Consider the following 21,455-nt stretch of genomic DNA (forward strand, 5'->3'; position numbering starts at 1 on the left):
TTGCTTTCTATTTGACTTTGAAACGTAATCCTATCATAATTTAAATCGTAATAATTACGATTTAAATTAAGGAGGAACTATGACAAATCAAATACACCCTTTTCAATTAGGCGCTTTCAAGTTAATGGCTATATCAGATGGTGCTTTTCCTGTTACAAGAGATTTTTTCTTTGCGGAAACACCAGATGAACTTATTCAACATATTCCAACTCAGTTTAGAGCCCCTTTAAACTTTTTATTGATTGACTCTGGAGATAAGAAGGTATTAGTTGATACGGGACTTGGATATGAACATTCTCCAACAGCAGGTAAACTGCTCTCCAATTTAAAAGCAGCAGGAATTGACCCAGAGGATATCCAAACCGTCATCATCACGCACGCCCATCTAGATCATACTGGCGGTATGCTAACGAATGGAAAACCAACTTTCCCCCACGCACAATATATTATGCACAAAGAAGAATGGGATGTATGGACAAGCCAGCCAGATTCTAATGAATATAAGCAATTACTCCCTCTTAAGAATCAAATTAAACTGTTAACAGAAAACAAAGAGATCCTTCCTGGCATCCGTCTTATTCATACACCTGGACATACAGCAGGTCACCTGTCTCTTTCTATTTTTTCAGAAGGGGAACACCTAATGCTCGCTTCCGATATTCTTAATTACCCAACAACGCTAGAGCATCTGCCTTCCCATATTCGGGCAGAGCAAACACCGACACAAGCATTGGAAACTCGGAAAAAGTTCTTAGAAGAGGCATCATCCAAATCAGCACTTCTATTTGTTTGTCACTATCCTTTCCCAGGGTTAGGGCGAATCGAACGAACTAATAAAGGCTGGAAATGGATTCCTGTATTAGTGCAATAATCGGTACTTATTTCTTGTTGAACTATAACATTAAATGAAAATTCATCCCTTGATAACTTTCTAATCAGGGGGTGATTTTTTTAGTCTAAGTTAATATTGATCCTTGACTATAGGGTTACTCCATACCTTAGAGTGTATATGTTAATAGTATCTAATAGGAGATGACCATTATGTCTATTTCAAAAGGAATCGAACAAGAATTTACCATGAAATCGTTACTAGAATATGCTGCTCCTACCATTGGAGTAATGGTATTTGTTGCGATTTATACAATGGTTGACGGTATTTTTGTAGCACGTTATGTGAATGAAACAGCATTATCTGCAGTAAATTTATTCATGCCAATTTATACTTTACTATTTGCCATTGCGTTAATGCTCGGTACAGGAGGAAGTGCCATTGTTGCTAAGAAACTTGGGGAAAAGAACATCCTTGAAGCGAGAAGTAACTTTACATTTCTCCTAATATGCGGAGCAGCTATCGGCCTATTCATTATGTTGTTAGGATTATCCTTTCTTCAACCAATATTAAAATGGTTTGGAGCAGAAGCAAATGAGCAACTCTTTGAATACACACACACATATGGAAAAATCATTTTAGCCGTCAGCCCATTGATAATCATTCAAATGATGTTCGAAAATTTCTTTGTGACCGCTGGAAAACCGAAATTAAGTCTAGCCATTACCGTTGCAGGAGGAAGTTTAAACATTATTTTAGATTACGTATTTATCGTTAAGATGAACATGGGAATACAAGGAGCTGCTGTTGCAACAGCAATAGGAATTGCCGTCCCAGCCATTATTGGAATCGTCTATTTTCTATTTGCAAAAAATAATCAACTTCACTTTTCTAGTCCTAAAGCGCATTGGAAGGTATTGATACAAAGCTGTATCAATGGTTCGTCTGAATTGGTAACAAACCTCTCCACTTCAGTTATCATTTTTGTCTTTAACCTCTTAATGCTATCGTACTTAGGAGTCGATGGAGTTGCAGCTGTTACCATCATGCTTTATGTCATGATGTTTTTAACTCCTGTTTTTATGGGATACTCCGTTGGTATTGCACCAATCATAAGCTATCATTATGGCAGTAAAAATACAACTCAGCTTAAACGTATCGTTAAAAGTAGCCTCCTAATTATTAGTATAGCCTCAATCATGGTATTTGGTTTATCCTTTCTCATTGGACCAATTCTTATTCAATTCATGGTCGAGAAAGGTAGTAATGTTTATAACATTGCTAGAGACGGGTTTCGTATTTTTTGCATCAGCTTTTTATTCATGGGAACTAATATCTTCAGTTCAATGTTATTCACTGCACTTTCAAATGGGAAGGTTTCAGCTATTATTTCATTGCTTAGAACATTCGTATTCGTACTAATTGCATTATTCGTGCTCCCATTAGTTATCGGTGTTAACGGAATTTGGATCGCTATACCGTTAGCAGAATTTCTATCTATTATTGTTTGTACCATCTTTTTATTAAGAAATAGAAAAGTGTATGATTATTTCTAAAGCACTATTTAAATGAAAGGAATGATGAACATCAACCCCCAAGTCAACTTAACGACTGGTCAATTTGCAAAATTAATGGAGATTAGTAAAGATACTTTGTTTCATTATGATAAGGTTGGAATATTTTCACCAGACATGATTGCTTCTAACGGCTACCGTTACTATTCCATTTATCAAGTAGACGTGTTCCATGTCATCTCGTTATTAAAGGAATTAGATATGCCTTTAAAGGATATTAAAACATTTCTTGATAATCGATCACCTGAAAGGCTTATTCAATTACTTGAAAGAGAAGAAAAGACTCTTACAGCGAAAATCCATCGTCTCGAAAAGATGAAAAAAATGGTATCAGAAAAAATAAACGTAACAAAAGAAGCACTGGAGATAACTCCTACAAGCATTCATGTTGAATACAATGATCAAATGTATTTAGTCATTACCGATTCAAAGCCTGTTACAAGTGACAAAAACATTTATGAATCCCTCCTTAACCACCACAAGTATTTAACTGAACATAACATCGACGAAGCGGCTAATGAAGGTTGGATGATAGGTGTCAAGAAGGTTTTAAGTGGAGATAATTTGCTGTATGACTATCTTTATACAAGAGTAAATGATTCAAAATACGCTAATCACTTAATAGAGAAAGGAATCTATTTAGTTGCTTACCATGATAAGGGATATCTCACCATCGAACAAGCTTACAGTCGATTAATTCAATATGCTCAAGATCACAACTTAGTGTTAAAAGGATACTTTTACGAGGATATATTACTCGGCGAATTAGCTGTAAAAGGGTTTGAAAAATATGTCATTAAGCTTTCGGTGCAAATTCAAGATTAATTCGACATACTGAGACGCTCTTTTGTCACTTGCTTCCATCAATGAATGGAGGATTTTAGGACCGGCTGATCTTTATATTAACATCACTCGATATTGCCTTTTCTTCTATTCAAGTTTCTGACACGTATCCCATCCACTAACCCTTTATAAATTCGTTTTTTTTAAAGTTACTCTGTCAATAGCATGTTATATTGTAAAATCTACTTGAAAGTGACGTAGCGTCATTTTGTATAATGTAATATTGAAGCATACAGACATGGGGAGGATGCCAATGATTTCGATAAAAGAGGTAGTCAAGCAAACAGGTGTGACAGTCCGCACATTACGCCATTATGATCACATTGGCTTACTGAAGCCAGCTGGAAAAACGGAAGGAGGACATCGATTATATGGTGTTAATGAAATAAAACGGCTGCAGCAAATCCAATTTTTAAAGACACTTCGGTTCACGTTACAGGAAATCCAAGACATGTTAGCAGGAGAACAACAGGATTGGTACAGCAGTCTTCAAAATCAACTAACGTTTGTTTTAGAAGAAAAAGCAAAGCTAAATCAAATGGCTCAATTACTTCGTGGCTTAATGAATGAATACACTTTAGAAGGAAAAAACGACCTCCTTCATATTCAAAAGCTCATCAAAATGTATGAAGGTGTTAAGGACGAGCAGAAAACTTTTCTACATGAATCATTCAATCAAAATGAAAGAGAGCTATTAGACCTCCTACCAAACGTTAATAGTGGCGATCCTGATACATTAGAATGGATCTCTTTACTCGCTCAAATCAAAAGACATATGTCAAAAGGTATTGGAGCCATTGAAGTTCAGCGGATCATTCGCAGAATGGAGGAAAAAGAAAAGGAGCAATTTGGTGGTGACGAAGCCTTTGCTGAAAAGGTATGGGAAATTAGAAGATCAGAGGAGCAATCAAAACAAGCAGGGTTTTATCCGATCGAGCCAGAAGTGCTTACATTTATTGAAGACGCTACGAATTATTATTTGAAACAGCAGAAGTCATTATGTTAAGTCGTTACAGAGGTGATTAGATGGATTTTTTAATAGAGTTTCAATGGGAGTTATTTATAGCTGCCGAGGTGCTATCCATTACTTCCCTATTATTATTTGGCTATTTTCGCTATTTTCTTGGGCAACCAAGAATTAGCTTGATCTTTATTCTCGGCTTTATTGGCTTTCTCATACTCGAAGTATTGCTTGGTTTGTATATTTACGAGCGTACCGGCGAGTTTTCAACGATCCTTCTCGTCATGACTATTTTTGTGATTTACGCTTGTACTTTTGGGATCGCTGACTTCATTAGACTGGATCGGTGGATGCGCAGAAAAATAGGCCAATTCCGTGGTGTAGAGCTATTATCCAAGAAGGACTATAACATAATCGAACGTAACAAAAATCCCAACTATATTGCAAAAAAATACCGGATCAGTGCGTTTATTCATCTGATCATCTTTGTTATCGTTCAAGCGATTTTCTGGCATTTAGGAACATCTAGTACGAATGAGATGGTGGAATATATTACTGATTTTTCTTGGATTGAAACGGGGTCAGCTGCCAACTCCCCCTACGCAAATGAGACAATGTATGCCATCGGTATCATATGGGGCATTGTCTTTATTATCGACTTCCTTTATTCGATTTCTTATACCATCTTTCCGAGTAAGAAAGCATAATCCTATAAAAGAAAGCCGCCTAAGTATGATTCCTAGGCGGCATTTACTATATATTATACGATTCTTCTCTTTGTAGAAACAATCGCCGTGAAGACGATCCCCGCTAATAAAGCAAAAAGTCCGAAGAAAAGAATCGTATAGTAATTCGTTGCTGTATCTGGAAGACCTTGTCCTCCTGATTTGCTTTCCCCAGTAGTATCATCAGAACCTGAGCCTAGTTGACCTTCCTTATGCTCATTTTCATCTATAACTGGTTCTTCCTTTTCATCTTCAATATCCTCTAGCTGAGCCTCTAAGCTTTCTATCATTTTTCTCAGGTCTGCAATAGCCTGCTCAAAGCTAGCTAGTTGATCTCTTAGTTCCTCATCTAATGCTAACAAGCCTGCCATGAGTCTCTCTAACAGTTCAAGCTCCTTTTTCAATTCATCTAATTGCTCTTTTGTAACATCCTCAAGGCCCGCTAATCTACGCTCTAAGTCATTGATGTAGTCGATCAATTCGTTAATAAACCTTTCCAAATCCTCTAGATCGGGATCAGTTGGTAGAGTAGGAGGATCTTCTTCAGTTAAGTTAGAGAATCGTAGAACGCCAAACCTTGAAGTATTTTGATAAGATTGACCAGTTGGGTCATTCCAAATCGCTATACTATCACGAGATCCATCACCATTCTCATCGTTATTCACTTGAATATCAAATCCAATGATCGTTCCTTCTGCTGGATCAATATCTGTTAAGCTAATGGCTGCTTCCACCACATAACCATCTTCCGTTAGTCTAGTTGCTGTTTCGAATGTGTCAGCATTAGCGTAGCCACCATAGCTTTGCTCATTTTCATAGTTTACTCGGAATTGACCATCATCCGCTTGATAGTATTCTGTCTTTGCATTGTTTTGGTCAACGAAAACTTCAATAGAATCCTGCTCCCACACATTAGCACTTTCTTTACTTAAATAGCTGTCTGTTACATCAGCATAGACATAAAGATTCTCTTCATCCCAAAGTGTGCGAACAACTGCAGTTGACCCTTCTGAACCTTCTACCCACACGTCAGTAGATAGTTCATTTGCATTCTCCCAAATATCATCAAACTCTGCATTAATTTCTGGTGTACCATAAATCGCTTCAGAAACATTTACTTCAGGCAATAAAGATAATGTTCCTAACCTTCCACTAGTCTCCTGCTCATGGGTAAGATCATTCCAAGATAAGAAGCTATATGTCTCACCGTCTAAGACACGTAGATCAAAGGCTACTTGATCCCCTTCCGTTAATCCATTCGTTAATGGAATCATCGCTTCGACAATATATCCACCATCTATCTCAGAAATAGACACTTCATCAGTAGAGCCACTTCCTCTAGCAAAAATAGAATGTGACAATTCTTCGCCGTCAACAATGAACACTTCTAACGCATCATCTTCGTGAAGATGCTCGTCACTTACTTCAGCCCAAAGATATAAATGATTCTCATCCCATGTTGTTTTGAATGATGCTGATAAAGCTTCTCCTGCTCCAATCGTAACCGGTACAGTTGTTTCCCAAAGGAGTTCTTTCTCTCCATCAATTTCAGGTGTACCGTAAGTTGAATTCGCTTCCTGTTTCAATTCAGGTAATCGTGATGGGTCGACTAGCGCCCAAAAAGCTAGCTTCGGTTGTAAATTATGATCAAATACAAACGGAGCATTTTGTCGTGGAATCGGTCTATCCGTTAACCAAGTATGGTCATCTCCAATTCCCCAAAACGTTACATTACTAATAGAGTCACTCATTCTAACAAACTCATCAAATAGCTGCTTATACCGTTCAGCTTGAAGAACAAATATCTCTTCAGGAATATCATCAAATGTCTCATATACTGTCGTATCATCTGTATAGATACTTACATCAAGCTCAGTAATTTGAATATCGAATCCTTCATTCGCAAACAGCTCAATTGAGTCTGTAATAAGGTTAATATGAGGATTACGTATATTCACATGCGTTTGATGGCCAACACCATCAATTGGAACACCATCTGCAGTTAATTCCATCACAAGATCAAATAGAGCATCCCGTTTGGCTGGTTCGTGTGTGTTGTAATCATTAATATACAGTTTGGAGTCATCACCATACTCATCTAGTACCGATTTAGCCGTACGAAACGCAGTAGCTATGAAATCTGTTCCCGTTAGTCGGTACCATTCACTCTCTCGCATACCTTCTGGACCATTCGGATTAACAACCTCATTTACTACATCCCACGAATCCACTACACCTGGATAGTTCTCCATAATATGTCTGACAACTGTATCCACATGCGTTTCGACACGATCTAATACGAGCTGCTTATTCTCTTCTGTCGCTTCTAACGGATCACCATTTTCATCTTCATGGAACCAATCTGGTGATTGGCTATGCCATAACAATGTGTGATAACGCAAAGATAAGTCATGATCCTGCGCATATTGCATCATTTGATCTAACTGACTAAAATTAAATTCACCTTCTGATGGCTGAATATATGCTGGTTTCATTATATTTTCAGCAACGATGCTATTGTAATGATAATCAAGCATTTCTCCGTGTGGCCCTTCCATTTGATACAACTCAATGGCCGCCCCAATTTGGAAATGCTCTTCATAGAATTGATACAAAGAAGGAATCACTTCTTCCTCTTCTTCTTGTGGTTCTTCAATGATCGCCCAATAAGCTGGCTTCGCTTGAAGATTATGGTCGAATACAAACGGAGCATTCGTCCGTCCACTTACCGGAAAGTCATGTAACCACGTATGGTCATCGCCAATCCCCCAGAATACAACGCTACTTATATGATCCTTTAATCGTCTAAACTCATTAAACAATTCCTTATAGCGTTCTGCCTGTGTTTCCAATACTTCAGCTGGAATATTGTCAAATCCATCATAATTTTGGTTATCGTTTGTGTAAATGCTAACATCTAATTCAGTAATTTCATTATCTAAGCCAAGCTCTGCAAACTTTTCAATGGAATCTGTAATTTCACTCATTGGTGGATATTCAATGTTGATATGTGTTTGATGACCAACTCCATCGATTAAACCATCCTCAACTAGGTTTAAGTCAAGAATCATATCATAAATGAGGTCTCGTTTTTGAGGACTGTGCGTGCTGTAATCATTATAATAAAGCTTTCCACTAGCATTATGCTTCTCTAGCTCTCTCGCTGTAATTTCAAATGCGTGGCGAATAAAATCTGACCCTGTAATAAGATAATATTCACTTCTGCGGTATCCATCACTTTCATGAGCGACTATAACTTCATTGACAACATCCCATGAGTCGATTCGATCATGATAGCGATCCACTACAGCAACAATATGATCTTCAATACGATCTAGAAGTAATTGTTTATTTTCTTCGAGGTTATCAGGATCTGCCACTTCTCCACCAACTACCATAGGATTTCCATCTGCATCATTGAACATCCAACTTGGTGATTGGCTATGCCATACTAACGTATGAAAGCGAGTTTTCATCCCATTTTCTTCAGCGAAGTCGAGCATCGCATCAGCTCTTGACCAGCTAAATTCTCCTTCATTGGGCTGAATGGCTTCTGGCTTCATTACATTCTCAGCAACGAGCATATTATAATGCTTCTGCAGCATTTCACCATGTCTACCGAACATTTGATCACGCTCAATCGCAGCTCCAATGTCAAAGTAATCTGCGAACACTTCTTTTAATTCCGGAATATCTTCAATCTCATCTTGTATTTGTGCTTCAGCTTTGAAATCATCCAAATAGAAAGAAACACCTGATGATTGATCCGGGTCATATGGCTCCTCGACATAAAAGAATAAGTCGTTTACTCCACTAGACAACGTATATGTCCCTTCTAATAAGACCCATTCCTCGTCTGTTACCATTTTTGGCGTCACTACTGGCGGCCAATAATTCGTACCATCCGCATCCGTTTCAGCTCGCGATACTTGTAACTCTGTCGGTTCTTCACCAGGAGCTAATTTCACCCATACACTAATGTCATATGTATAACCTTCATACATATTTTCAAGAAAATCCAACTTCGCACTGTAAAACGTACCTTGACGATTTTCAATTAATAAACTGTATTCACTGTCTTTACCAGTTCCAGCATTGACAGATAATTCTTCCACACCTTCTCGTGGCTCCCAGCCTTGTAAAGAACCATCTTCAAAGTCCGTATAAACAGCAATACCTTCTCCTTCAGGAATTTCAGGACCATCTGATTCAGAACTTCCCTCTGTTGTAATTAAAATATTACCAATATAAAACGGAACAGTCTGACCTGCGTCATTGGATTGTATCCGTAACGCTGAATCGCTCTCTACATTGACAGTATATTGTCCTTCTAAAGTAAACGGCTCACCCGCTACATAATTAGCGTTTAAATACAAGCCATCATAGCTGTCTATATTTTGAAGTAATGCTTGTCCACCTTCTGGAACACTTACACTTTCATCGACATACCCTGTCACCTTGATATCATAAGTTTGTCCATCTTCCATTCCAACATCGGCAAAGGAAATGTCCACCCCATCCCAATTGTTCGTTCTTCCAGTTACATGTAAGGCATATCCATCATCATTTCCATCAAATACAACGTCAGATACCGCTTCTAATTGTGAGTCACCTGATTGTGTAGCTAAACCTAAATCATTTTCGAACGTTTCGTGATAGACCGTCTCCGTTTCTGACTCTGTCCCTGTCGCTTCCTCAGCGAACGCAGACAGCCAGCCAGTTGGCATGATCAGCAAAGCAATTAGAAAAATTAAAGTGAATTTTTTCATCTTCCTACTCATTTGTTGCACTCCCCTACAGTAGAATTTTCCTCCAATTAAAGTAAAGCGCTTACAATCTTTCGAAACGACTAATCACCACCTTTCTTCATCCTTCAATTTCTTATTATCATCTTTTTATGTAAAGGCTTACATCCGAATAACTAAAGATATTACTTTAAAAAATTAATATGTTTAATTCTGTCTATAACTAATGACTCATGCCTTTGTTTATACAGAAAAAAGCCCCGGTATAAAATACCAGGACTCTTATACTAACGAAGACATTATTTAATTTTATACCTGTACTTCAAATACCGGATCAGAATCGGTTCCAATTCTATCTCCATTCACAATCATTTTCCGTGTCTCACCTTTAGTTAAGTACACTCGAACAGTATTATAAGGTAAAACAAACTGCCCTTTTTTCTTGACCTCTATTTGAACCTCTTTCTTCGAACATCTCATTGTTATATTTACAAACGAACTTTTTCCATTTTTATAATCATTTGTAAGACCATCATCTTCATAAAGAGAAAAGCTTGTTTCACCCACTTCAAAATGTGGGTAGCAAATAAAGCCTCTCGACTCTTCATTTTTGTTTTCAAACGTGATCTGCTGATCATTAATTGGAACAATCGATCCAGCTTGAACCATAAGCGGTGTTGAATTGTACGGTGCAGGAAGTACAATCGTTTGACCTGCATCATACTTCATTTCTGTATAGAAATCATACCAGCCCTTTTGATTAAGAGGTAAATATACCTCTCTTTGTTGAACACCTTTTTCAACAACAGAAGCAACCAATAAAGAGTCTCCAAGCATAAAATCATCATTCTCTTCAAACGTTTTTTCATCTTCAGGGAATTGATAGAATGTAGGCTTAATGATCGGCTTATACTTTGTGTGCGATTCATACATCAAATGATATAAGTATGGGATCATTTTCACTCTAAATTTCATTAATTCACTTACTGGTTTAATGATTTCTGGATACATCCATGGAACATTTACACTTTTGTCATCGTTCCAAGAGTGAATCGTAAAACGAGGATGAAAGATCCCATTTTGAATCCAACGAACAAACAACTCCGGCTCTGGTTTCCTTCCAGCAAAGCCACCTACATCATGTCCAACATTATAAACTCCTGATAAGCTTAAGCCTAATCCGGTTTTAATATTAAACTTTAATGAGTCCCAGCTCGTTCTATTGTCTCCAGTCCACGTTTGAGCATACCTTTGCATTCCAGGGCAACCCGAACGAGAAATAAGGTACGGTCTTGTATGAGAATCAAATTCTTTTTGCGCTTCATAGGATGCTTTCATCATTAACAAAGGCTGAATGGGACGGAGCAATCCAATATTAATTGGCGATCCAAAACCATTAACTGTAGCATCTGAATTCCACAATTCAAATTCATTATTATCGTTCCATGTTGAATCAATTCCGAACTCTAATAACTGTTCTTTTATGTTCTCTTTCCACCATTTAATCGTATCAAAATTTGTAAAATCCAAATATGCTCCTACATCATCCCAAAATTGAACAACCTCTTCTCGTTCACCTTCTGAATCTTTAATAAACATTTCACCTTGCTTCAACTCTTCATATTTTGGATGATCATGTAGAAGAGCAGGCTTAATATTAGCACAAAGCTTGACCCCTGCTTCATGGAAATCAACAGTAAATTGTTTAGGACTTGGAAATTTGCTCTTATTCCAATTAAAAACATAACGTTTATTCTCAATAGAAGTGTAGCCAGAAGATAACTGGAATGAGTCACAAGGAATGTCATATCTTTTGCAATCTTCTAAAAATTGATATAATTGCTCTTGTGCATTTTCAGCATCTGTATATGTCATTGTCGAACCAGAGTAACCTAAGCTCCATTTCGGAAATAATGCAGTTTGACCAGTTAACCATGAGAATGTCTCAACAATTTCAGAAGCTTGATATCCTTGGATCATATAATAATCTAAATCCCCACCTTCCGAGTGATAATAGCGATAGAACCCATGGTAGTTATCTAATTCATTTCCCATATCAAATGTCGACGTTGACGTATTATCATAAAAGATGCCATACCAACTTTTTTCTTTCGTTCTCGTAAAATAAAAAGGAATGTGTTTATATAATGGGTCTGTGTGAATCGGGTCATATCCCATTGGGTCAAGATTCATCATACGATATCTTCTTCCATGGCGATTAAGATTCCCTGTTTTTTCCCCTAAACCATAATACTTATCTTCTAAATCTCTTTTCATATAATGAAAAATACCATTACCAAGAGAATCATCATGGTTATACGATTGAGTTTTTCTATCACCTGCAATTTCATGCCAGTGATTATTCCTATTTTCAAACCATGTTAGAATAAAGCCATCTAATTGAACGATTACTTTTAATTTATCTGTAAAGATTGATATTTCATTATCATTTTCTTCATACTTAAATGTAGGTAAAGAAAAAGGAGTCAGATCCATGCGATCTCTCCCTTCAAATGGGATATCCTCCATACCTGGTGCCACTAGCCATGTATTTTTCATTTTCAATTCGTTATTTTTTTTAAAAAGAACACGAAAGATATTCTGTTCTAATATTAAAATACTTATTTCAATGTCTTTCATACGGTTTATAAAATGCAAACCTTCTTCAGTTATTTTATTTACAGTAAATTGTTTCTTTGAATAATTCACTCTTCATCCCCCTCTACAGACTACTATATTTCTACTAATTCATTTTTTGCATTCTATAACAGACCAAGCCATCGTGGCAAAGCTAAACTAATCTCAGGAATATATACAACAAACAACAATGTAACAACTAAAACAATAAAAAATTTACTAAGTGGCTTTATAACAGCTTCAATAGGAACATTCCCCACACTGCAACCTATAAATAGACAACTCCCTACAGGTGGTGTAATCACTCCAATTGCTAAATTGAATACGAGCATAATGCCAAAATGAACGGGATCTATTCCTAACTGAATGGCTATCGGTAAAAAGATAGGTGTAAAGATTAATACAGCTGGAGTTAAATCCATAAAAGTTCCAATAACTAACAACATAAACATCATGATCAACAAAATAATAATAGGATTATCTGAAATACTTAGTAGAGCATTACTTATAGCACTCGGTAAACCCGTTACAGCCATGGCCCAAGACATAATAGAAGAAGCACCTACTAAAAATAAGACAATACCAGTCATAACAATAGTTTCTTTTAATATTTTCGGAACATGTGACCACGTCAAATTACCGTAAATCAATGAAAGGACTAATGAGTACAAGACAGCAATTGCTGCACCCTCTGTTGCTGTAAAAATTCCAGCAACAATCCCTCCGATAACAATGACAATTAACATTAAACTTGGAATCGCTTGAAATATAATCTTAATGGCGTCTCTTATACTTACTTTTTCAGAGACTGTATAATTATTCTTTTTTGCAATAAAATAAGCCACGATCATAACCGCTAGTCCCATTAAAATCCCTGGTAAGTAACCCGCCATAAACAATGCTGAAATTGACGTCCCTCCACTAGTCAATGAATAAAGAATTAAGACACCACTAGGAGGAATGAGTAAACCTACGGGTGAAGAAGCGATATTTACTGCTGCGGAAAACCCTTTATCATAGCCCTCTTTTGCTTGTAATGGAGACATAACACTTCCAATAGCAGCCGCAGAGGCTACAGCTGAACCCGATATAGAACCAAATAGCATGTTTCCAACTACATTCGTATGTGCTAATGACCCAGGCAACCTACCAGCTATCAATTTTGCTAAATTTACTAACCGTAACGCTATTCCACCATTGTTCATAATACTTCCTGACATAATAAAAAAAATAACAGCTAACAATGCAAAACTATTTATACCACCTAGCATTCTTTGTGCCGCTGTAAATAGAACAATATCTATTGGCAAAACAAGAATTACGGAGGCTAAAGAAGATATTCCAATACTAATTGATATTGGTACCCCTAATAATAGAAGCAAAAAAAATACTCCAAACAATAACAGAGCCGCTTGTACTGCTAATTCCATTGTTATCCCTCCTTTTTATTCTCTAGATTAGAAGAACTAGGGGCAATTACAGCTTGTTCAATCGAACTTTCCTCTTCTCTTCTCTCAAAGACATTTATGATTTGATAAAATATTATCAGCACCCCAGAAACCGGTAAAATAGCATAAATATAACCCATTGGAATTTGTAAAATTGGAGAAGTTTGATTGAGAGTTGAAATTGTAATACTATATCCACCTTTTACGAGAATTAATGCTGCAAAAAATACGATAGAGGCATCAATAAAAATTTGTAATGACTTTTTCTCCTTGCCACGTAACTTGTTCTTCACAAAAGTAATTGCTAAATGTTCATTTGAGCCAAATGCATAAGTTGTTCCTAAAAAAGCTACCCAAATTAACAGAAATCGTAAAAGCTCTTCGGTAAATACACTTGGATCATTTAATACATACCTACTAAATACTTGCCATAGCGCTCCGCAAACAAGGATAACAGTTAGTATAGAGGCGAATATCATAATTCCTAGGTTCAAGATATTCTTCACTTTTTTTAAAATTTTCAGCATATTTAGTCACCTCTTTTTATAAAATCATGTTCTCCTTAATGGTAAAACCTTTATCTATGATCAAAATAATTATCTTAGTCTCTCTATATGAATCCCGCGTGTTAAATCTATTTCAATAAATGTCAGTGCCCCACTAAAAAGAGGGGCACTTCATTTAAAGTTTTCCTATTATCGTAAAGCTTCAAAAGCATCTAACAGTTCAGCGATTTGCTCATCTTCTCGATACTTCTCATGCATTGGTTGAACAGCTTCGAAAAATGGTTCCTGGTCTGGATAGAAAAACTCCACTCCCATTTCTTCAGCCTCTTCTATGGCTTGATTAATAGCTTCAGCCCATAATTCTTTTTGATACTCTGTTGATTCTTTAGCTGCATCTCTTAGTAATTCTTGTTGACCTTCTGTCAGCTCATTCCATAAATCACTGCTAATTACTACAATATCAGGAATTCGTGCATGTTCATCAAATGAGAAAGCTTTAGCAACTTCACCATGCTTTCCCGTTGTCAAGGCAGTTGGGTTACTTTCAGCTCCATCTACTACTCCTGACTGAAGTGCTGTATATATCTCACCGTAAGGCATTGGAGTTGGTGATCCACCTAATTCCTCCATCATTTCAATTTGAGTTTGGCTATCCATCACACGAATTCGAAGTCCACTTAAATCATCTGGATGCAGGATCGGCTGATCTTTTGTATAAAAGCTCCGAGCACCAGAGTCATACCATGTCAATCCTACAAAACCTTCTTCATCTGTTGAATCAAAAAGATCTTGTACCACTTCAGAATCCATTGACGTAAAGAAATGATCTTCATCACTAAAAACATATGGCAAACTAAACACTGAATATTGTGAAGAGAAATTCTCAAGTGAAGCTGCGCTTACCTTTGTAATATCGACTCCACCTACTTGAACTTGCTCTAGTATCTCTCTTTCTTCACCCAACACTGCATTAGGAAAGATCTCCATTGTAATTTGACCTTCAGAACGTTCTTCTACTATTTCAACAAACCTTTCTAATCCCATATGAACAGGGTGATCTTCACTCAAGTTATGAGCCAGCCTTAAGTTATGCTCTGTTGCTTCTACATTCTCGTCCCCGGTTGGTGTTTTTTGTGGATCATCATTATCATTCCCACATGCAGATGCCAACACTAACAAACTTCCCATGATTAAGCTTCCAATTATTTTTTTCAATGTAAATCCCCCTTTTAGTATTGATCTTATATAATGAACTGCTTTGCAGCTAATTCTTTAGTATAGACTCAACCCACTAACTTAAGTAACATCCTCAAAACCACCTGGCACATCCAAATGTATAGCCTTATTTTGTGCGTCAATACATAATTCAGCAGCTTTAAAAGCATGCTCTTGACTCATTGATTCTTCGCTTCCATTCATACAATCCAAAATAAACTTTCCAAAGAATGGATACCCTACTTGGCCATGACAATGAATATGTTGCTCTCCTTCATGATTCACTACATAAACGTGATCGCCTTTTTCATCTCTAGCAATGTCTATATATTTTCGTACTTCGATGTACCCATCTGTTCCCAATATGATGACACGACCATCTCCCCATGTCCCTAAACCATCTGGTGTTAGCCAGTCTACGCGAAAATAAAAAGTAGCACCATTATCAGCAACGAGTGTGGCATCTCCAAAATCCTCGAATTTAGGATAATCCTTAAATTTATAATTAGCTACTTTACTATGCAATACTCTTGCATCCTTCGCTCCTGCATAATATAAAAACTGTTCAATTTGATGGCTTCCAATATCACATAAAATACCTCCAACATAATCACGATCAAAAAACCAATTCGGTCTAGACGACGGATTAGCTCGGTGTGGACCAGTTCCAATAACTTGAACAACCTTGCCAATTGCGCCATCTTCAATTAATTGACCTGCTAAAATCGCCCCCTCAACATGTAAACGTTCACTGTAGTATATCCCCCACTTCAACCCTGTTTCTTCTGTTTTCTTCCTTGCTTCTTCCAATTGCTCTTTAGTCGTAAATGCAGGCTTGTCTACAAAGAAATGTTTTCCTTTATCAAGTGTTCTTAATCCTAACTCACAGCGCATTGCTGGGATTCTAGCACTTGCAACTAGGTTAATCGTCGAATCTAGCAATATTTCTTCCTCTGAATTAGCTATTTTAGTATTAGGGAACTTTTTAACAAATTCTTTTACTTTTGTTGAGTCAGGGTCATAAACAAGTTTCAATTCTCCTCCTGCTTCCAACAATCCATTACACATTGCATAAATATGTCCATGATCTAAACCAATTGCCGCAAAGAAGAATTCTCCACTATCGATAACTTTGCTTGCTTTTCCTTTTGGCTGATAATTCATCCCATCACTATTACTCATTTTTTATTCCTCCTTAATGGCAGTGGAATTAACTAATTCATGATGACTACTCATATTTGCCACCTGTCGTAATCTCATTTGTAGCGAAGTTTTCTATACTATTTTTCTTTTCATAAAAATAAGTGGCATTCTTTAATACCCCTTCTCTAGAATAAAATGGGCTATTCTTTCCTAGAGGTAATGTAACGCTTTCTCCTAAGCTAGAAGATTGATATATAGCCGTGATAAGCTCCAAAGTTTCTCTTCCATCCTTGCCAGTCACTAATACGTCTTTCTCCCCTTCTATGGCCAATAGAACATCTTGAATTTGTCCTGCATGACCTTCATATTGCAGTTTTGGTTTTAAATCATATTCTTCCTGTATTTTAGATTCTAGTTCTTCATTGATTTCAGGAAATCCATTTTCCTGTGGTTTAGATGCCGTTACTTTCCATGGTACAGAGACACGAGCAAATTCCCCTTGAAAAATTAGCTGTTGCTCTTCTCCATGATGTACAACAGAGCTTGTAATTTGCGCTAAACTACCATTTACATAACGAACAATAGCGATTGAAATATCTTCTACTTCCGCATTATCATGTGCCACATTACTCATTACCGCTGTAACTTCAGCTGGCATACCATTCATCCAATTAAATATATCGATATGATGAACCGCATGGTTTAAGGTACACCCTCCCCCTTCTTTTTCCCACAAACCTCTCCACCATAAATCATAATAAGAATAGCCCCTCCACCAAAATGAATCTACTTGAGTATGAAGAATTTTTCCCATTAATTTAGAATCGAGCACACTCTTCAGTTTCATCATCGGAGATGTAAAACGATTTTGTGCAATAACCGATAAAATTTTCCCGCTCTGTTCAGCAGCCGCATTCATTGCATCGCATTCCTCTAAAGAGGACGCCATAGGTTTTTCAACAATGACATGCTTTCCTTGCTTTAAAGCTTCAATTGTAATATCTGCATGAGTGTACGGAGGCGTACATATAGAAACTAAATCTATGTCATTACGAGCCATTACGTCTTTATATTCGTTAAATATTTCTACATCTAAATTAAAATCTTTGGCCTGTTTTTGAGCCTTTTCTGAATAAATATCACATAATGCAACAATTTTGCATTGATCTTGAAATGCTAAAAAACCGTCAATATGAGAAGTAGATATTGCACCTGTTCCTATTATCGCGACTTTAATCATTGTTAATGCTCCTTTTATTTATAGAATAGATTACTTGTTCCAACAAATTAATGAAGACTCTTTCTAAAACTCACAATTTTGAGCTTATTTATAAAGAACTTCGCTTAAACTTCATCGCGGCTTCGACTGCTTGCTTCCATCCGTCATATAATTCTTTTCTTTCCAATTCATCCATCTGCGCAGTAAACGTACAATCGATGTTCCACCTTTGTGTAATCTCATTTTTATCCTTCCAAAATCCAACAGCAAGTCCTGCCAGATAAGCAGCTCCAAGAGCGGTCGTTTCCTGAATGACTGGTCGTTGAACAGGTACATTGAGAATATCACTTTGGAATTGCATTAAAAAATTGTTTGCTACTGCCCCACCATCAACCCTTAATGCTTTGAGATCGATTCCAGCATCTGCTTCCATCGCATCTAATACATCCTTCGTTTGATATGCTAACGATTCTAGCGTCGCACGTATGAAATGCTCCTTCTCCGTTCCACGTGTCATTCCAAAAACAGCCCCACGAACATCACTATCCCAGTACGGTGTCCCAAGTCCAACAAAAGCCGGTACGACATACACTCCATCCGTTGAATTCACCTTAGTCGCATACCTTTCACTATCTGCTGCTGATTGAAGCATTCGTAGCCCGTCACGAAGCCATTGAATTGCTGAACCAGCGACAAAGATACTCCCCTCTAGTGCATACTCGATTTTCCCATCAATTCCCCAAGCAATCGTCGTTAATAAGCCATGATGGGATTTAACCGCTTCTTCCCCTGTTGTCATGAGCATAAAGCAGCCGGTTCCGTACGTATTTTTCGCCATTCCTGGCTCAAAGCATGCTTGCCCAAATAGTGCTGCTTGCTGATCCCCAGCCACTCCTGCAATCGGAACAGTTTCACCGAAGAAATGATAATCAATCGTATGCGCATATATATGTGAAGATGGGCGAACTTCAGGTAGCATCGAGGCTGGTACACCTAATATATCTAAAAGCTCCTCATCCCACTTTAAGTCATAAATATTAAACATCAGCGTTCTAGACGCATTCGTATAATCCGTTACATGTGCCTGCCCACCAGAGAGCTTCCAAATAAGCCACGTATCAACCGTACCGAATAATAGTTGACCTTGCTCAGCCTTTTCACGTGCTCCTTCAACATGATCTAACATCCACTTCACTTTTGTTCCAGAGAAGTAAGCATCAATTAACAGTCCTGTCTTATTTCTAAATGTCTCATTAAGCCCCTGCTCCTTAAGCTCTTCACAAATACCATCTGTTTGCCGCGATTGCCAGACGATTGCATTGTAAATCGGTTTACCCGTTTCTTTATCCCAGACAACTGCTGTCTCGCGTTGATTCGTAATACCAATTGAAGCAATCTCTTTCGGTGAAATCTCTGACTTACTTAATAGTTCGGCGATAACTGATAGGATCGAAGACCAAATTTCATTGGCATTATGTTCAACCCAACCCGGCTTTGGGAAAATTTGTGTAAACTCCTTCTGCGCGATATCTACGACTTCTCCTTGCTTGTTAAAAAGGATAGCTCTTGAACTAGTTGTCCCCTGATCTAAAGCTAATACATATTTTTTCTCCACTACATTACCTCCAAGAACAATGACTTTTTTTTACCCTTTATACCTAATGCCTTATTAGTCGCCTTCACATACTGATCAAAAGAGTCTAAGATGAGAAAATGTTAATAGTAGACTTTATCAAAGAAACACTTAAGACAACTTATGGAATGAATACACATTACTTTCTTAAATAATAGTCAGATATGATACCCTTCCATTAATAAGCCAACATTCATTGCTTTTTTGAAAACTGAAACATGCTACTCTCAAAAAAAAAATCAACGAAACAGGGTGTCTACAAAAAACTAGACACATAGCTTCGTCGATCTCCAAGTCTCATCGAAAATTATTAACTTAGTAACAATTAAAACAAACATTGAAAACGCTGTCAATACTTTTTCCTTTTTAAAAAGAAAAATCGCAGTGATCTTTTCTTACAAACGGTGTGCATCGTCATGATTAAATGGACGTGCTCTTCAATAACCAATCGATAACGAACGGAGGTGATAGCACCCATGTATCCATTTCCACATCTATGATTAAACATCCAAAATGAATTACTCCTCACTAACAATCCCTTTCGTCAAAATCACATTCGCATACAACGCTTTTTCACTTGTTGTAATAACAGCAAACGCTGACTTTGCGCGCTCATAAAAGTCATAGCGCGACTCCCATTTTATACTGTCCTTTTTAAAACCTTCCTGCTTTAAAATTGTTACATATTGCTCCCAAATGTTAGGTATTGAATCACCAGGTAAAACATCCATTAATGCAACAGGTTTGTCTACATACGTATCTAACGGTAAATGCTGTAATACGGCTGTTAGAATGGGAACAATCTGATGACCATCACACCTTATTACATTTTCATTTAAACGTGCTGCAGGAAAATGTCCATCTGCTATGACGATTTCATCTCCATGTCCCATTTCCATTAATCCTTTAACAAGCTCAGGAGACAAAATAGAAGGAATACCTTTTAACATATCACTCTACCTTCTTCCTATTATTCATACAGAGCCGCTTGAATGTCTTCATCATCAATATTCGATTGATCGTACCAGAAAAAACCGGTATCTATCAATTCTTCAACTTCCTCACCCTTCACCGCTTGAACCGCTGCTTTAACCGTCTCATAACCAATTCCAACTGGATTTTGCGTAACCGCACCAGCCATGACACCACTTCGAATCGCTTCCATTTGCAGATCTCCTGAATCAAATCCGACAACCACCACTTCTCCTGCTTTATTTAATTCATTCACCGCGTTAATAATACCGATTGCTGAACCTTCATTGGATCCAAAAAAACCTCTTAAGTCTGGATATGCTAGTAAAATTGTTTTCGCAAGGTCTGTCGAATTTAAATGATCGCCTCCCCCATATTGAATATCAACAATCTCAATAGCAGGAAAATGTTCTTCCATATATTCGACAAACCCATCTCGACGATCCACACCAGTAATACTTGTTTGGTCATGAACAATTAACCCAATTTGCCCTTCGCCATCTATTAGTTCTGCCATTCTCTCAGCAGCTAGTGCTGAAGCCGCCTTATTATCAGTTGAAGCGGTCGTAATCGGAATCTCACTATCTACACCCGAATCAAACGCTACCACAGGAATTCCACTATCCTCGGCTTGCTGTAAAATGGGAATCGACGCTTGACTGTCTAACGCTGCAAATCCAATCGCATCTGGCTGGTTATCTAAGGCCGCTCTTAGCATATCAATTTGGCGATCAACATTTGACTCTGATTCAGGCCCTTCAAATGTGATGACTGCCCCATATTCCTCAGCAGCCTGCTCGGCACCCTGTCTAACCGCTTGCCAAAATTGATGCTGAAATCCTTTTGATATAATCGGAATAAATAATTCATCCTCTTCAACATCTGGTTGCGCCTCTCCTTGATTAGATTCATCACCCTCTTCACCACAAGCCATAAGTAAAAGAACAACAAGAAACATAGAAAACAGCACACATTTTCGATTCATCGTCATTTCTCCTTTTTAAA

The 21,455-nt window shown here is 37.4% G+C and carries 15 protein-coding genes; 5 read left to right on the top strand and 10 right to left on the bottom strand.

Annotation, left to right across the window (positions count from 1 at the left end; translation table 11 throughout):
• Nucleotides 1-79 precede the first annotated feature (79 nt).
• The 5 genes from MW695_RS03720 (at nt 80) to MW695_RS03740 (ending at nt 4,914) form a co-directional block, all read left to right on the top strand.
• On the top strand, nt 80-871 hold the full coding sequence (locus tag MW695_RS03720) for an MBL fold metallo-hydrolase (protein WP_247103511.1): 792 nt from the start codon (nt 80-82) through the stop codon (nt 869-871).
• 170 nt (nt 872-1,041) lie between these two features.
• A complete protein-coding gene (locus MW695_RS03725; RefSeq protein WP_247103513.1) occupies nt 1,042-2,385 on the top strand; it encodes an MATE family efflux transporter in 1,344 nt (447 codons plus the stop codon).
• 12 nt (nt 2,386-2,397) lie between these two features.
• Nucleotides 2,398-3,228: a MerR family transcriptional regulator gene (locus tag MW695_RS03730; RefSeq protein ID WP_247103514.1), complete on the top strand. Its 831-nt coding sequence runs from the start codon at nt 2,398-2,400 to the stop codon at nt 3,226-3,228.
• A 271-nt stretch (nt 3,229-3,499) separates the two neighbouring features.
• Entirely contained in the window at nt 3,500-4,252 is a 753-nt protein-coding gene (locus MW695_RS03735; protein WP_247103516.1) for a MerR family transcriptional regulator, read from the top strand.
• Nucleotides 4,253-4,272: 20 nt separating this feature from the next.
• On the top strand, nt 4,273-4,914 hold the full coding sequence (locus MW695_RS03740) for a hypothetical protein (protein ID WP_247103517.1): 642 nt from the start codon (nt 4,273-4,275) through the stop codon (nt 4,912-4,914).
• Between the two features lie 53 nt (nt 4,915-4,967).
• Here MW695_RS03740 and MW695_RS03745 read toward each other — a convergent pair whose 3' ends face one another.
• The 10 genes from MW695_RS03745 to MW695_RS03790 all read right to left on the bottom strand — a co-directional run bounded on the left by MW695_RS03745 (nt 4,968) and on the right by MW695_RS03790 (nt 21,441).
• Nucleotides 4,968-9,713: an endo-1,4-beta-xylanase gene (locus tag MW695_RS03745; RefSeq protein WP_247103520.1), complete on the bottom strand. Its 4,746-nt coding sequence runs from the start codon at nt 9,711-9,713 to the stop codon at nt 4,968-4,970.
• Between the two features lie 273 nt (nt 9,714-9,986).
• Complete coding sequence (locus MW695_RS03750; protein WP_252120646.1) at nt 9,987-12,317, bottom strand: glycoside hydrolase family 31 protein; 2,331 nt, start codon at nt 12,315-12,317, stop codon at nt 9,987-9,989.
• Nucleotides 12,318-12,439: 122 nt separating this feature from the next.
• On the bottom strand, nt 12,440-13,744 hold the full coding sequence (locus tag MW695_RS03755) for a TRAP transporter large permease (RefSeq protein WP_247103522.1): 1,305 nt from the start codon (nt 13,742-13,744) through the stop codon (nt 12,440-12,442).
• A gap of 2 nt (nt 13,745-13,746) precedes the next feature.
• On the bottom strand, nt 13,747-14,289 hold the full coding sequence (locus MW695_RS03760) for a TRAP transporter small permease (protein ID WP_247103523.1): 543 nt from the start codon (nt 14,287-14,289) through the stop codon (nt 13,747-13,749).
• Nucleotides 14,290-14,457: 168 nt separating this feature from the next.
• Entirely contained in the window at nt 14,458-15,483 is a 1,026-nt protein-coding gene (locus MW695_RS03765) for a TRAP transporter substrate-binding protein (RefSeq protein WP_247103524.1), read from the bottom strand.
• Between the two features lie 81 nt (nt 15,484-15,564).
• Complete coding sequence (locus MW695_RS03770; protein WP_247103525.1) at nt 15,565-16,665, bottom strand: Gfo/Idh/MocA family protein; 1,101 nt, start codon at nt 16,663-16,665, stop codon at nt 15,565-15,567.
• Between the two features lie 46 nt (nt 16,666-16,711).
• A complete protein-coding gene (locus MW695_RS03775) occupies nt 16,712-17,866 on the bottom strand; it encodes a Gfo/Idh/MocA family protein (RefSeq protein WP_247103526.1) in 1,155 nt (384 codons plus the stop codon).
• An 88-nt stretch (nt 17,867-17,954) separates the two neighbouring features.
• Nucleotides 17,955-19,460 (bottom strand): glycerol kinase GlpK, encoded by a 1,506-nt coding sequence (gene glpK, locus MW695_RS03780; protein WP_247103527.1) that lies wholly within the window; start codon nt 19,458-19,460, stop codon nt 17,955-17,957.
• Between the two features lie 536 nt (nt 19,461-19,996).
• Nucleotides 19,997-20,428: an RbsD/FucU family protein gene (locus MW695_RS03785; RefSeq protein ID WP_247103528.1), complete on the bottom strand. Its 432-nt coding sequence runs from the start codon at nt 20,426-20,428 to the stop codon at nt 19,997-19,999.
• A gap of 20 nt (nt 20,429-20,448) precedes the next feature.
• Nucleotides 20,449-21,441, bottom strand: coding sequence for an ABC transporter substrate-binding protein (locus MW695_RS03790; RefSeq protein ID WP_247103530.1), 993 nt, complete (start codon nt 21,439-21,441; stop codon nt 20,449-20,451).
• Between the last annotated feature and the right edge of the window lie 14 nt (nt 21,442-21,455).

The sequence above is a fragment of the Halalkalibacter sp. APA_J-10(15) genome, assembly GCF_023017105.1.
In the GTDB taxonomy this organism is placed as follows: domain Bacteria; phylum Bacillota; class Bacilli; order Bacillales; family Bacillaceae_D; genus Halalkalibacter.